12 protein-coding genes are annotated in these 14,407 nt (G+C 61.4%); all 12 read right to left on the minus strand.

From position 1 onward, the window contains the following. Positions 1 to 15: 15 nt before the first annotated feature. Positions 16 to 573 (minus strand): hypothetical protein, encoded by a 558-nt coding sequence (locus AB4N84_RS04660; RefSeq protein WP_074752771.1) that lies wholly within the window; start codon positions 571 to 573, stop codon positions 16 to 18. Positions 574 to 614: 41 nt separating this feature from the next. Then, positions 615 to 1,355, minus strand: a complete 741-nt coding sequence (locus AB4N84_RS04665; RefSeq protein ID WP_074752772.1) for a TetR/AcrR family transcriptional regulator — start codon at positions 1,353 to 1,355, stop codon at positions 615 to 617. Between the two features lie 241 nt (positions 1,356 to 1,596). Further along, positions 1,597 to 3,099, minus strand: coding sequence for a lysine--tRNA ligase (lysS, locus tag AB4N84_RS04670; RefSeq protein WP_074752773.1), 1,503 nt, complete (start codon positions 3,097 to 3,099; stop codon positions 1,597 to 1,599). A 106-nt stretch (positions 3,100 to 3,205) separates the two neighbouring features. Then, positions 3,206 to 4,301, minus strand: a protein-coding gene (gene prfB / locus AB4N84_RS04675) for a peptide chain release factor 2 (RefSeq protein ID WP_143024366.1) whose coding sequence is annotated in 2 segments (ribosomal slippage) — positions 3,206 to 4,228 and positions 4,230 to 4,301 — 1,095 coding nt in all. Because the reading frame shifts where the segments join, the coding sequence is not laid out codon by codon here. Between the two features lie 298 nt (positions 4,302 to 4,599). Beyond that, positions 4,600 to 5,604, minus strand: coding sequence for a diguanylate cyclase domain-containing protein (locus tag AB4N84_RS04680; protein ID WP_460045395.1), 1,005 nt, complete (start codon positions 5,602 to 5,604; stop codon positions 4,600 to 4,602). Between the two features lie 45 nt (positions 5,605 to 5,649). Beyond that, positions 5,650 to 6,660, minus strand: coding sequence for a chemotaxis response regulator protein-glutamate methylesterase (cheB, locus tag AB4N84_RS04685; protein WP_074752775.1), 1,011 nt, complete (start codon positions 6,658 to 6,660; stop codon positions 5,650 to 5,652). Then, entirely contained in the window at positions 6,657 to 9,050 is a 2,394-nt protein-coding gene (locus AB4N84_RS04690; protein WP_460045396.1) for a response regulator, read from the minus strand. The genes cheB and AB4N84_RS04690 overlap by 4 nt, the downstream gene beginning before the upstream one ends. After that, a complete protein-coding gene (locus AB4N84_RS04695) occupies positions 9,047 to 9,730 on the minus strand; it encodes a chemotaxis protein CheW (RefSeq protein ID WP_460045397.1) in 684 nt (227 codons plus the stop codon). The genes AB4N84_RS04690 and AB4N84_RS04695 overlap by 4 nt, the downstream gene beginning before the upstream one ends. Then, a complete protein-coding gene (locus AB4N84_RS04700; RefSeq protein WP_460045398.1) occupies positions 9,727 to 11,031 on the minus strand; it encodes a CheR family methyltransferase in 1,305 nt (434 codons plus the stop codon). Before AB4N84_RS04700 ends, AB4N84_RS04695 begins: the two co-directional genes overlap by 4 nt. After that, positions 11,028 to 11,564, minus strand: a complete 537-nt coding sequence (locus AB4N84_RS04705) for a chemotaxis protein CheW (RefSeq protein WP_460045400.1) — start codon at positions 11,562 to 11,564, stop codon at positions 11,028 to 11,030. The genes AB4N84_RS04700 and AB4N84_RS04705 overlap by 4 nt, the downstream gene beginning before the upstream one ends. A gap of 9 nt (positions 11,565 to 11,573) precedes the next feature. Further along, a complete protein-coding gene (locus AB4N84_RS04710) occupies positions 11,574 to 13,196 on the minus strand; it encodes a methyl-accepting chemotaxis protein (protein WP_074752780.1) in 1,623 nt (540 codons plus the stop codon). A 363-nt stretch (positions 13,197 to 13,559) separates the two neighbouring features. Then, a complete protein-coding gene (locus AB4N84_RS04715) occupies positions 13,560 to 14,315 on the minus strand; it encodes a tellurite resistance TerB family protein (protein WP_460045402.1) in 756 nt (251 codons plus the stop codon). Positions 14,316 to 14,407: the final 92 nt, after the last annotated feature.

The following is a 14,407-nucleotide window of genomic DNA, read 5'->3' on the forward strand; positions in this document are numbered from 1 at the left end:
GATTGACCTTTAGCGCTATTTGGTCATGCGCTGATATTGAGCTGCTTTGAGAAAGACGTCGGAATTGGCGGTGTCGTCCAGATAGGCGAACACCTTGTCCATGGAGGTGGTGATCAACACGCCGTCACCCTTCTCGGTTTCAATCGCCTGGCCTTCGAAGGTCTTTTGCTCGATCAGTTGCTGCATCCGTTCCAGGTCCAGGTCATAGACGTCCAGTTCGTCGGCCGCGTTATCGTTGTCGACCAGGTCGAAGCCGGCGATGACGTAATTGGCCCCGTACTTTTCAGGCAACGCCGCCGACACGTACCAGCGGCTGCCATGGCGCGACACCGTGAAGGTGTACTCGTCGCGGTTCTTGCGATCCCCCTTGCGGTAGCTGACAGCCTTGTACTGATTGGCCCCGGCGCGGCTGATTTCCAGCTCCAGCGGCTCGCCCCAGGCGTTTTTGCTGGTCCAGGTGCCGAGCAGTTTCGGCGGCGCGGTGTCGCGCGTGGGAATCGGGTCCTTGAAAGTCACCAGGCATCCGCTCAACAGCGCGAACGACAAGGCGAGCAAAACGCTCCAGACTTTCATCGCTTCTCCTGAAAGTGAGCCCTCGACACCGAGCCCTGAAATTATGCGTTGCAGCCCGTCATGGGCTTGGCGGTGCCCAGCACCAGATGCATCTGGCGGGTAAGAATAGCGAGCATTTCTTCGTCTGCGTGGGGACGTGGTCCCTCGAGCAAGCCCTGATATTCCATCCGCCCGATAATCCCCGTCAACACTTGCGCATCCACTTGCGGTTGGGCCGAGCCCATGACCTCGAGAAACTGGGCGCTTCCCTGCAACAGAATCTGCTGGTGCGCGCTGACCAGAGGCGCCAGTCGCGGGTTGATCAACGCTTCGAGGCGGAAGGCGTGCTCGGCGATCAATTGATCGCGGCGCGTCAGCAACTGATGGCGCACGTAGTCCAGGGTCATGCGCGCAATCTCGTCCGCCAGCCGCGCGCGGGCATCGGCGCTGCCGTCGTTGCGCGCGACCATTTCGCGCAGCAGGGTTTCGGTGTTGGTCCACAGCTTGGCCATGTAGGCCGCGCTGCGTTCGACGTATTGGGCGAAGGCATCGGTGAGCAGGTCGTCGATGTCCTTGAAGTAATAAGTGGTGGCCGACAGCGGCACTTGCGCTTCGGCGGCCACGGCGCGGTGCCGGACGGCCCGCACGCCATCACGGATGAGAATGCGCATGGCCGCATCGAGAATCTGCTGTCGGCGCTGTTCGCTTCCCTGTCGGCTCGCCTTGCGGCCTTGATACTGAACACTCTGTGCGACGGCCGTGGCAAGGCCAGCGGCTCCCTTTTGAGCGATCGTACGATTCACGACAGGTTTTCCTCTTTGAATGACTGGCAGGCGCGGAGCCTGTAGGAGCGTGGCTTGTCCCGCGATCGGCGGGGAACCCGTCGTAAATCCTGAGCACACGGTTTTCCTGTTACACCGCATTCGCCGGTTTTGCGACGACTGCGTCGCCGATCGCGGGACAAGCCACGCTCCTACCGTTGGCCTGCGTGACTGTAATGGACAAAAAAAAGCCGCCCTGCTCAGGCGGCTTGTTTTAAAGCGCTTATGCTTGCGGCCGCATGTGCGGGAACAGGATGACGTCGCGGATCGACGGCGAGTTGGTCAGCAGCATCACCAGACGGTCGATACCGATGCCCTCACCCGCTGTCGGCGGCATGCCATATTCAAGGGCGCGAACAAAGTCGGCGTCGTAATGCATGGCTTCGTCGTCACCTGCGTCCTTGTCGGCCACCTGTGCCATGAAACGCTCGGCCTGGTCTTCCGCGTCGTTCAACTCGGAGTAGGCGTTGGCGATTTCACGGCCACCGATGAACAGTTCGAAACGGTCAGTGACGTTCGGGTTGTCGTCGTTACGACGGGCCAGCGGCGACACTTCGAACGGGTACTGGGTGATGAAGTGCGGCTGCTCCAGCTTGTGCTCGACCAGCTCTTCAAAAATCATCACCTGCAGCTTGCCCAGACCTTCGAAGCCCAGCACCTTGGCGCCGGCTTTCTTGGCGATGGCGCGAGCCTTGTCGATGTCGTTCAGGTCTTCGGCGGTCAGGTCGGGGTTGTACTTGAGGATCGAGTCGAACACCGACAGACGCGCGAACGGTTCGCCGAAGTGGAACACCTTGTCGCCGTACGGCACGTCGGTGCTGCCCAGAACCAGTTGAGCCAGTTCACGGAACAGCTCTTCGGTCAGGTCCATGTTGTCTTCGTAGTCGGCGTACGCCTGGTAGAACTCCAACATGGTGAATTCAGGGTTGTGACGGGTCGAAACGCCTTCGTTACGGAAGTTGCGGTTGATCTCGAACACTTTCTCGAACCCACCGACAACCAGCCGCTTGAGGTACAGCTCAGGCGCGATGCGCAGGAACATTTCCATGTCCAGGGCGTTGTGGTGGGTTTCGAACGGCTTGGCCGCCGCGCCGCCAGGAATGGTCTGCAGCATCGGCGTTTCGACTTCCAGGAAGTCGCGCTTCATCAGGAAGCTGCGAATGTGCGCAATGACCTGCGAACGCACGCGGAAGGTCTGACGCACGTCTTCGTTGACGATCAGATCGACGTAGCGCTGACGGTAGCGTTGCTCGGTGTCGGTCAGGCCGTGGTGCTTGTCCGGCAGCGGACGCAGCGACTTGGTCAGCAGACGGACGCTGGTCATTTCGACGTACAGGTCGCCCTTGCCGGAACGGGCCAGGGTGCCTTCGGCGGCAATGATATCGCCCATGTCCCAGGTCTTGACGGCGGCCAGGGTGTCTTCGGACAGTGTCTTGCGGTTGACGTAGACCTGAATGCGACCGGTCATGTCCTGAATCACCATGAACGAACCACGGTTGAGCATGATGCGACCGGCAACCTTGACCGGAATCGCCGCCTCGGCCAGCGCTTCCTTGGTCTCGTCCGCGTACTGTTTCTGCAGGTCGTTGCAGTAGTTTTCGCGGCGGAAGTCATTCGGGAAGGCATTGCCCTTGGCGCGCTCGGCAGCAAGCTTTTCCTTGCGCAGGGCGATCAGGGTGTTTTCTTCCTGTTGCAGGGCTTGCGGGTCGAGTTGTTGGTCGCTCATGTCTTTTGATTTTCCATCACAGGTTCGTTGCTTCTTGCCACAGGCAAGGGATCACGGGCCGGTCGCGGTAGAAGGATGCGCCGTACCCGTAACAGTGGTGTCGCGTTTACAGCCCCTGTTTGAGGCTTGCTTCGAGGTAGCCGTCGAGGTCGCCGTCCAGCACCTTGTTGCAATCGCTGCGCTCAACGCCGGTACGCAAGTCCTTGATGCGCGAGTCATCGAGGACGTACGAACGAATCTGGTGACCCCAGCCGATGTCCGACTTGGTGTCTTCCAGCGCCTGGGACGCCGCGTTGCGCTTCTGCATTTCCAGCTCATACAACTTGGCCCGCAGCATTTTCATGGCGGTGTCCTTGTTCGCGTGCTGGGAGCGCTCGTTCTGGCAGCTGACCACGGTGTTGGTCGGGACGTGGGTGATACGCACCGCCGAGTCAGTGGTGTTGACGTGCTGACCACCCGCACCGGACGAGCGATAGGTATCGATTCGCAGGTCAGACGGGTTGATGTCGATCTCGATGCGGTCGTCGATCTCAGGGGACACGAACACCGCCGAGAACGAGGTGTGGCGGCGGGCGCCGGAGTCGAACGGGCTCTTGCGGACCAGGCGGTGCACGCCGATCTCGGTGCGCAGCCAGCCAAAGGCGTACTCGCCCTTGATGTGAACCGTGGCCCCCTTGATGCCGGCGACTTCGCCTTCGGACAGCTCCATGATGGTCGCGTCGAAGCCGCGCTTGTCGGCCCAGCGCAGGTACATGCGCAGCAGAATGTTGGCCCAGTCCTGAGCTTCGGTACCGCCGGAGCCGGCCTGGATATCGAGGTAGGCGTTGTTGGGGTCCATTTCGCCGCTGAACATGCGACGGAATTCGAGCTTCTCCAGCGACTCGCGCAGGCGATCGATTTCAGCAACGACGTCGGCGACAGCCCCTTCGTCATCTTCTTCGACGGCCATGTCCAGCAAGTCTTTGGCGTCTGTCAGACCGGAACTCATTTCATCGAGGGTTTCGACGATCTGTGCGAGCAGAGAACGCTCACGACCCAGTTCCTGGGCGTACGACGGGTTGTTCCAGACAGCCGGATCTTCGAGCTCGCGGTTTACTTCGGTCAGACGATCATGTTTGTGATCGTAGTCAAAGATACCCCCGAATGGATTCGGAGCGCTCGGACAGGTCCTTGATGCTGTTTAGGATCGGGTTGATTTCCATGGTAGGCAGCACTCGCAGGCGAAATTTTCAAAGCCGACGAGTATACCCCAGCTCCCGCCCTGATGGCAGTCCGTTGGGCAGGGTCAGAGAGGATCAATGCATTCTCTGGACATCTCAAAAAATGGGTTGGGTGCCCAGCTTCCAGGTGCAGTCCATTCTGTAGGAGACGTCGGAGGTTACGACGGCAGCGAAGGCGGCGGGGCGGTCTCTATCGAGGTCAGCTGCAGACCGCATTCGCCACTGTCGTAACCTCCAGCAGCTCCCACAGTGCTGCGCACGTCCATTGATCGGTATCGGATCAGCCCACCACCACCTGATTGCGCCCATTGTGCTTGGCCGCATAAAGCCCCTGATCAGCGCTCTGGATCACTTGGCGGCTGTGGCTGCCGACCTGCGGCACCACGGTCGACAGGCCGATGCTGACGGTCAGGCTGGCACCGTCGCTGGGTGCGATATGAGGGATGTTCATGCCGGCCACGGTCTGGCGCAGTTTCTCGGCCAGCAGGCGTGCGCCGCCTGGTGAGGTATTGGGCAGCACCAGCGCGAACTCTTCACCGCCGTAACGGGCGGGCAAATCGGAAGGACGGCTGCAGCTGGCACGGATCGCCTTGGCGACCTGACGCAACGCTTCGTCCCCCTCCAGGTGACCGAAATTGTCGTTATAGGCTTTGAAATAGTCGACATCGATCATCATCAACGACAACTGCGTCTGCTCACGAATCGCCCGGCGCCACTCCAGTTCCAGGTATTCGTCGAAGTGGCGGCGATTGGACAGCCCGGTCAGGCCGTCGGAGTTCATCAGGCGTTGCAGCACCAGATTAGTGTCCAGCAACTGCTGCTGACTGACCCGCAGCGCGCGGTAGGCTTCGTCACGCTGGAGCAGGGTCATGTAGGAGCGCGAGTGATAGCGGATACGCGCGACCAGCTCGATGTTATCCGGCAGTTTGACCAGGTAATCGTTGGCACCGGCCGCGAACGCCGCGCTCTTGATCAGCGGGTCTTCCTTGGTGGAGAGCACGATGATCGGAATATCCCGGGTGGCCGGGTTGTTGCGGTATTCGCGCACCAGCGTGAGACCGTCCAGACCCGGCATGACCAGATCCTGAAGGATCACCGTCGGTTTGATCTGGATCGCCTGAGCGATGGCCTGATGCGGGTCGGCGCAAAAGTGAAAATCGATGTTTTCTTCGTTCGCCAGCCCACGCCGGACTGCCTCGCCAATCATCGCCTGATCGTCGACCAGTAACACCATGGCAGCGTTTTCGTCCGTGGCGTTTACATCGTCCAGCTGCAAATCATGCATTCAAGGTCTCCTGGTCACAGGCGGGCTGTGAAATCACCTGGAAATTCATTGGGTGAATACCTCGGTCAAGCGAGGCGCTATCGTGTCCAGCGGGCGAATCTCCTTGGCGGCGTCAATTGCGGCTGCCGCTTTGGGCATGCCGTACACCGCACAGCTTCGCTGGTCCTGGGCGATGGTGAGGAACCCGCGCTGACGCATCAGCTTGAGCCCCTGTGCGCCATCGCGCCCCATCCCCGTCAACAGAACACCGACTGCATCACCGTTCCAATAACTGGCCACGCTTTCGAAAAACACATCGATCGAAGGCCTGTAAATCTCATTCACCGGCTCTGCCGTATAAGCCAGCGTGCCGTTCTTCAACAGACGAATATGGTGGTTGGTGCCCGCCAGCAGCACGGCGCCGCTTTGTGGCGGCTCACCGTCACGGGCCAGCCGCACCTGCAACCCCGAAGAGCTGCTCAACCACTGTGCCATCCCGGCGGCAAACACTTGATCCACGTGCTGCACCAACACGATGGCGGCCGGAAAGTCCTGAGGCAGCGCCTTGAGCAGCACTTCCAGCGCCGCCGGCCCACCTGCGGACGAACCAATAGCGACCAGACCCTGACGCTGCGAGGCTTCGCGCAACGGAGCCGGTGTAGGACGCACGCGGCTGTCACGCTGACCAATGAGCCAGCCTATATTAAGAATCTTGCGTAACAAAGGCGCGGCAGCATCCTTGGGGTTGCCCGCACCGATCGCCGGGGTGTCCACGACGTCCAGCGCACCGTGGCCCATGGCCTCGAATACCCGGTGGACGTTCTGTTCACGGTCCACCGTCACAATCACGATGGCGCACGGCGTCTCGGCCATGATGCGGCGGGTGGCCTCCACGCCATCCATCACCGGCATGATCAAGTCCATCAGGATCAGATCCGGGGTCAGTTCGGCACACCGTTCCACCGCCTCGGCCCCATTGCTGGCGACCCACACCACCTGATGCGCGGGCTCGAACGCCAGCGCACGGCGCAGCGCTTCGACCGCCATGGGCATGTCATTGACGATGGCGATCTTCATCCTTGCGCATCTCCTATCAACTCAACGACCGCGTCGAGCAACGCGTCGTCATGGAAACTGGCCTTGGCCAGATAATAGTCGGCACCGGCGTCGAGTCCTCGACGGCGGTCTTCCTCACGATCCTTGTATGACACCACCATCACCGGCAATGACTGCAGGCGACTGTCGCGACGCAGCAATGTCACCAGTTCGATACCGTCCATGCGCGGCATGTCGATGTCGGTGATCAGCAAGTCAAAATCCTCGGCGCGCAACGCGTTCCACCCGTCCATGCCGTCCACCGCCACCGCTACGTCATAGCCGCGCCCCAGCAACAATTTGCGTTCAAGCTCGCGCACGGTCAGCGAATCGTCGACCACCAGCACGCGTTTGCGGGCTTGATTATCCGCCTGACGATTGCGCCGATCGATACGTTCCAGGCGTCCGGTATTCAGCAATTTTTCAACCGAACGCAGCATGTCCTCGACGTCGATGATCAGCACCGCAGAACCATCGTCAAGCAACGCGCCCGCCGAGATGTCCTGAACCTTGCCCAGGCGGGGATCCAGTGGCAGCACCACCAGCGTACGCTCGCCGATAAATCGCTCCACCGCCACGCCGTACACCGCGTCGCGCTCTCGGATGACGACCACCGTGAGCACGTCTTCGTTGTGCTGACTGGCCGGGCGATTGAGCAACTGACTGGCCGCGACCAGCCCGACATGACGCTCCTCGTGCCAGAAGTGCTGACGGCCTTCGAGCTGCACGATGTCATCGGCCTGCACGTCACGCATGCGTTCGATGTGCGCCAACGGGAAAGCATAGGCCTCACCACCGACCTCCACCACCAGGCTGCGCACCACCGACAGCGTCAGGGGGACTTCGAGATGGAAGCAGCTGCCCTGCCCCGCCTGCTGGACCAGTTCGACACCTCCCCGCAGCTGCCGAACCATGTGCTGCACGGCATCCAGCCCGACACCCCGGCCCGAGACTTCGGTAACCTTGTCGCGCATGCTGAAACCGGGCAGGAACAGGAAGCTCAACAACTCTTCCTCGCTCAACTGCGCCGCCGTTTCCTCGGGCGACAACTTGCGGTCGATGATGCTGCGACGCAGGCGTTCAAGATCGACCCCGGCGCCGTCATCGATCAGTTCGACCACCAGCAGCCCCGCCTGATGCGACGCCCTGAGCGTTATCAATCCCTCCGCGGACTTGCCGCTGGCAAGTCGCTGCTCGGGTGATTCGATGCCGTGATCGACCGCGTTGCGCAGCAAATGCGTCAGCGGGGCCTCGAGTTTTTCCAGTACATCGCGATCGACCTGGGTCTTCTCGCCTTCAATCTCCAAACGCACCTGTTTGCCCAGAGAGCGTCCAAGGTCGCGAACCATGCGCGCCTGCCCGACCAGGACGTCCGCAAACGGACGCATGCGGCAGGCCAACGCGGTGTCGTACAGCAACTGGGCACGCTGGGTCGCCTGCCAGCCGAACTCGTCCAGATCGGAGGTCTGCTGAATCAACAGGTGCTGCGCCTCGCTCAACAGACGCCGGGCTTCTTCGAGCATCTTTTGCGCATCGGGATCGACACTGGCATCGAGCAAGGCTTCCAGGCTGTCGAGCGCACGGCTGGCACCGCTTTGCGACCGTTTGACCCGCTGCATGGCGGTCAGGTACGGCTTCAGCCGCTGCGTTTCAACCAGCGACTTGCTCGACAGGTCGAGCAGGTTATTCAAGCGCTCGGCGGTCACTCGCAGCACGCGCTCGCCACCCTCGGCAACACGGCGCTCACTGCGGCGCCCGGGCTTCGACGGCGCGGAATCGTCTTCGCTTTCAGTCGGCGTGGAAGACGTTGAGGGCACCGGCAATAACAGATCGGCGGGCAGCGGTTGCGCCGACAGCGGTGCGCTCAACGCCGCAGGCCCCAACGCAGACTGAACGGACGCCACCAGCGACTGAGCGTTGGCGAGCAAAAGATCGTCCATTGAGGGTGTGGCGCTTGGCGCAATGACCGCGTGGCGCACACCGGGCTTGATCAGGTCGGTCATCAGCGCGACATAACCGTCGACATCGCTTTGTCCAACGCTGCTTTCGCCTGGCGTGGCAATGCGCATGAGCATGTCGGTGCCCATCAACAGCGCGTCGATGTGCTCGGGCTTGAGGTGCAGACGCCCTTCCTGCGCCTCCACCAGACAATCTTCCATGACGTGGGAAACACTGACGCCGGCATTGACCCCGACGATCCGCGCCGCGCCCTTGAGCGAATGCGCTGCGCGCATGCAGGCTTCCAGCTGATCCGCCTGCGTGGGGTTGCGCTCAAGCGCCAGCAAGCCTGCGCTCAGGACCTGGGTCTGGGCTTCGGCTTCCAGGGTAAACAGTTCGAACAACGAAGCGTCGCGCATCTGATCGGGCGTCATGTCAGGCTCCGGTTCACTGCCGACAACAGGTGTTCTTCATCCAGCAACCGCAGGCTGCGATTTTTCCACTGCACCACGCCTCGGGTGAACCGGGCGTTGCTGTTCTGCGCGGGCGCCGAGGCCGAATCCAGCAGCCGCGCCTCGATGGCGTGAATTCCGTCCACTTCATCGACCGGCACCACCACCGGCCCGCCCTCGGCCGAGACGATCAACATGCGCGGCATGATGCGCGCCGACGTCGATGGGGGCAGCGAGGTGTCCAGTCCGAGCAGCTCGACGAACGACAGGCACGCGACCAGCGCGCCTCGCACGTTGGCAACGCCCAGCAGCGCGCGCGAGCGTTGATGCGGAAGCGAGTGAATGGTCTGCACCGGCGAGACCTCGACCAGGCAGCGCGTCGGCAGGCCCAGCCACTCTTCCCCCAGACGAAACACCACCAGGGAGCGGGTCTGGACGTCACTGGCCAGGTCCTCGCCCTGCATCGACACGCGGTGCTCCTGAGCCAACGCATAGCGGTCGAGCAATCGTGTGGCCGCCGCCGAATACACCGAACAGTTGCGGCAATGGATGTGCTCCACCAGCAATGGGCATGAGCGGTCGCCATGAATGCCGATCCGGTTCCAGCAATCGTCGATGGCCTGAGCGTCGTGGCTCACCAGTTCACTGTGTACGCCGGTCATCGATTACGTCCTTCTTTGTTCACGCCACGCGCTGCACGTTCCTGCAAACGGCGAGCGCCCGCCGCGTCGCCCTGAGCCGCCAGCAACGCCGCCAACTGCGCCAATGCTTCGGGGTGCTGAGGCTCGAGGTACAACGCCTTGCGGTAAAACCCTTGTGCGCCCGACACGTCACCTCCGACTTCGCTGAGCAGCCCCAGCCAATAGAACACTCGCGCCACCGGCTCGTAGCGCTTGAGGTATTGATCGCACGCCGCTTTTGCCTCGGCACTCTTGCCTTCGTTGGCAAGACGCCTGATGTCGTCGAGCAAGGTGGCGGCTTCGCCTGCGGCAGCCGACGGTGGCATCGTCGCGCGGGGCACGGGTGGAGCCGGTGCAAACGGGCTTACGCTGCTTCTGATCCGCGCAGTGGTCGGCGGTATCGGCTTGACCAGACGTGACGATTCAACGGGCAGCGGCGGAGCGACCGGCGTCGCGGTCACCACAGTGAGCGGATCGGGCAGCGGGTCGGCACGATGGCGAAAGGCGAACGACTGGGCGATGCCGATCGACGCCATCCCCATGCGACCGAGCAGGCTGCCCTCAGCAGGTCCGATGAACAACACGCCGTCATCGCGCGTCATGCGCTTGAGCGCCTCGAAGCCACGCTTCTGGGTGTCGACGTCGAAATAGATCAGCAGGTTGCGACAGAACACAAAATCGTAGGCCGACTGCGCGACGAGCAAGGTCGGATCAAGCAGGTTCCCGGCTTGAAAACTGACGCGCTCGCGAACCCGATCCTCGACGCGATAGCCCTCATTGACCTGACTGAAGTAACGCTCGCGAAAACCGAGGTCAGAGCCGCGAAACGAGTTTTTGCCGTATACGCCCTGGCGCGCGCGCTGCAAGGACAGCGGGCTGATGTCCACCGCCTCGACCTTGAACTGCTGCGGTTGCAGACCGGCATCGAACAACGCCATGGCAATCGAGTAAGGCTCTTCACCCGTCGAGCAGGGCAGGCTGAGGATGCGCAGCGGTCGCACGCCGTTGAGCTGCGCCAGACGCGCAGCGGCCAGCTTGCCCAGCGTGCCGAAAGACTCCGGGTAACGGAAAAACCAGGTTTCGGGCACGATCACCGCTTCGATCAGCGCTTGCTGTTCTTCTGCCGAGCTCTGCAGCAGTTGCCAGTAGGCGTCATGGTCCACGGCCCTAGCGCTCGTGCAGCGCTGGCGCACCGCGCGTTCGATGATGGCCTCGCCAACGGACGCCACGTCCAGCCCGATGCGGTGCTTGAGGAACGCGAAGAAACGCGCGTCTTCGCTCATGACGTCGCCTCGAACGATTCAAGGCTCAACGGCTGGGCCGGAAACAGCAATTCACGCACAGCATCGGTCAGCAAATCCTGCACGCGAATCCACTGCAGTAAACCCAGGGCGTCTTCACGCACCGGGCCAAGGTACGGCGCCTGCCGGTTGTCCAGGCCGTACGCTTTGAACTCATCCGGGGCGCAGCGCAGGGTTTCGGTGGCCTGCTCAAGAATCAGCCCCAGCCACTGCGGCGCGCGCTCGGCGCTGACGCGGTAGTTCACCAGCACCAGACGAGTGCTGGTGCGTGACTGGGCAGGTTCACCGAAGGTCAAAGCGCTCAGGTCGATGACCGGCACCACCGCACCACGATGAGCAAACACCCCCGCCACCCAATGCGGCGCCTGAGCAATGGGTTTAAGCACCAGCCGAGGCAGCACTTCGGCGACTTCCGTCGCTTCCAGCGCATACCGTTCCGTCCCGATGCGAAACAACAGGAACAGCTTGTTCTTCGGCAACACGACCGTGCTGCGCTTGGCTGAATGCTCGATCATGGTCCCGACTCAGACCTTGAAGCGCGAAACGCCGCTGCGCAGTCCCACCGCGACCTGGCTCAGCTCGTCGATGGCGAAACTGGCCTGGCGCAGGGACTCCACGGTCTGGCTGCTGGCATCGCCCAGCTGCACCAGGGCCTGATTGATCTGCTCGGCACCGGTGGCTTGCGCCTGCATGCCTTCGTTGACCATCAACACCCGGGGCGCCAGCGCCTGCACCTGGTGGATGATCTGCGAAAGCTGCTCGCCGACCTGCGTCACTTCGAACATCCCCCGCCGCACTTCTTCGGAGAATTTGTCCATGCCCATGACGCCCGCCGACACCGCCGACTGGATCTCACGCACCATCTGTTCGATGTCGTAGGTCGCCACGGCGGTCTGGTCGGCAAGACGTCGCACTTCGGTCGCGACCACGGAAAAACCACGGCCGTACTCGCCGGCTTTCTCGGCTTCGATGGCGGCGTTGAGGGACAGCAGGTTGGTCTGGTCGGCCACCTTGACGATGGTCACCACCACCTGATTGATGTTGCCGGCTTTCTCATTGAGGATCGCCAGCTTGGAGTTGACCAGGTCGGCCGCGCCCATCACCGAATGCATGGTGTCTTCCATGCGCGCCAGCCCTTGCTGTCCGGAACCGGCAAGAATCGAGGCCTGGTCCGCAGCGGAGGTGACTTCTGTCATGGTCCGGACCAAATCGCGCGACGTGGCGGCGATTTCACGGGAGGTTGCACCGATCTCGGTGGTGGTCGCGGCGGTTTCCGTGGCGGTCGCCTGCTGCTGTTTGGAGGTGGCCGCAATTTCGGTGACCGACGTGGTGACCTGCACGGACGAGCGCTGCGCCTGGGACACCAGTGCGGCCAGTTCGGTGACCATGTCGTTGAAACCGGTCTGCACGGAACCGAACTCATCGTTGCGGTCCAGCTTCAGACGGCTGCTCAGATCACCCGTGCGCATGGTGTCGAGAATCCGCACGATGCGGTTCATCGGCGCCAGAATCGCGCGCATCAGCAGCAAGCCGCAACCGGCTGCCACCAGCACGGCAACGATCAGCGAAATCCCCAGGGTGATCTTTGCACTGGAAACAGCGGCCTGAATATTGTCGGACGACCGATCAGCGTTGAGCTTGTTCTTGGCGCCCAACGTATTGAGCACCTTGCGACCTTCAGACCACACCGGCGTCAGTTGCTCGGCGAAAATACGTTGCGCCAGCGGGAAGTTGTCACTTTGATAGGCGGCAAGAACGCTATTGAGCACCAACCCATAACGCTCGCGCAATTGCAGGAAATGGGCAAAGTCACTGCGATCGTCTTCTTCAAAAATGCTCTTCTGATAGTTCGCAATTTGCGTTTGCAGACGGTCTTCGAAATCTTTGTATTCATCTTCTTCAGTACTGCTGAGGCTGCGCCCAGTGCCCTCGACCAGCAACTGTTGGGTGCGCACGTAACTTTCCGCCCAAGCGCCTCGCACAGTGCCGCTGTAATAGACGCCAGGCAGCGCATCCAGTCGAACTTCATCGCCGCTGTTTTCAATGACCCACAGCCGATTGAACGCCACAACGACCATCAACAGCATGATGGTGATGATTACCGCAAAGCTCGCCAAAATACGTTGACGCAACGTCCAGTTCTTCACAGTCAGCCCTCAAGAGTTCAACACCGGCAGATACCGGGTTCAAGAAGCGGACCACAGACGGCCCGAAGCGAGCGGAGTATAGCCTAGTGCCTTACCAATTAACCGGGCTGTTTCCGACATAGATAACGCGATAACGCACAGATATATCAGAAATATCTGACACGCTATCGGCATGTGGGAGGATTGCTTGATGGCAGGCGCCCAGGCGTTATCGGGAGCACTGAATCACCTTCGAACCTGTAGGAGACGTCGGAGGTTACGACGGCAGCGAAAGCGTAGTGTCAGGCAACCCATCTACCACTGAAGCCATTCGTTCGCTGCCGTCGTAACCTCCGACGTCTCCTACAGGGAATCGGGTGTCTGTTACTGCTGAGATTGCCGCACCTGGTTTTCCAGTTCCTGCTTGAGCCCTGGCTCAATCTTCAACTGCTTGGCGAGTTCATCCAGATACGCGCGCTCCATGAAGTGCTCTTCATCGACCATCATCACGCTGGCCAGGTACATCTCGGCGGCGATTTCCGGGGTGCGCGCGGAACGGGCGACGTCGGTCGGGTCCAGCGGCTTGTTCAGCTCGACGTGCAGCCATTGCTGCAAATCACTGTCGCCAGTCAGGCGAGTAAATTCGCCTTCGATCAACTGTCGTTCGTTTGCATCGACGTGCCCGTCGGCCTTGGCCGCCGCCACCAGCGCTCGCAGGATGGCCTCGCTGTGTTGCTCGACCTGTGCAGGAGGCACCCGGTCAACGGTCTGCAGCTCGATCTGTTGCGAGGCGCCTTGACCTTGATTGGCCTGCCAGTTGCCATAGGCCTTGTACGCCAGGACGCCTAACGCGGCCAGACCGCCGTAGGTCAGCGCCTTGCCTCCGATCTTGCGCGCGCTTTTGTTGCCCAGCAGCAATCCCATTGCCCCGGCTGCCAGCGCGCCGCCTCCCGCGCCCGAAAGAAACCCGCCAAGGTTGCCGCCGCCTACTTTGCCCAGCAAATCGTTGAGGCCGCCTTGCGCGCCCTTCCCCTGCACGCTTTTACCGTGAGAACCGGAGGGCGCCGGCCCGCCTGAGGCGTTCTTCAGCAGGTCCTGGCCGGATTTCAACAATTGATCGAGCAAGCCACGGGTGTTCATAAGAAAGCTCCTGAAAACGGAAGAAATCATTCGACTCGCAGGGTAAGACGAAGTCGGCAAACCGGGCTTTCAGGTGTGCTTCTGAATGTTGC

The organism is Pseudomonas sp. S2_H01, from assembly GCF_054668305.1.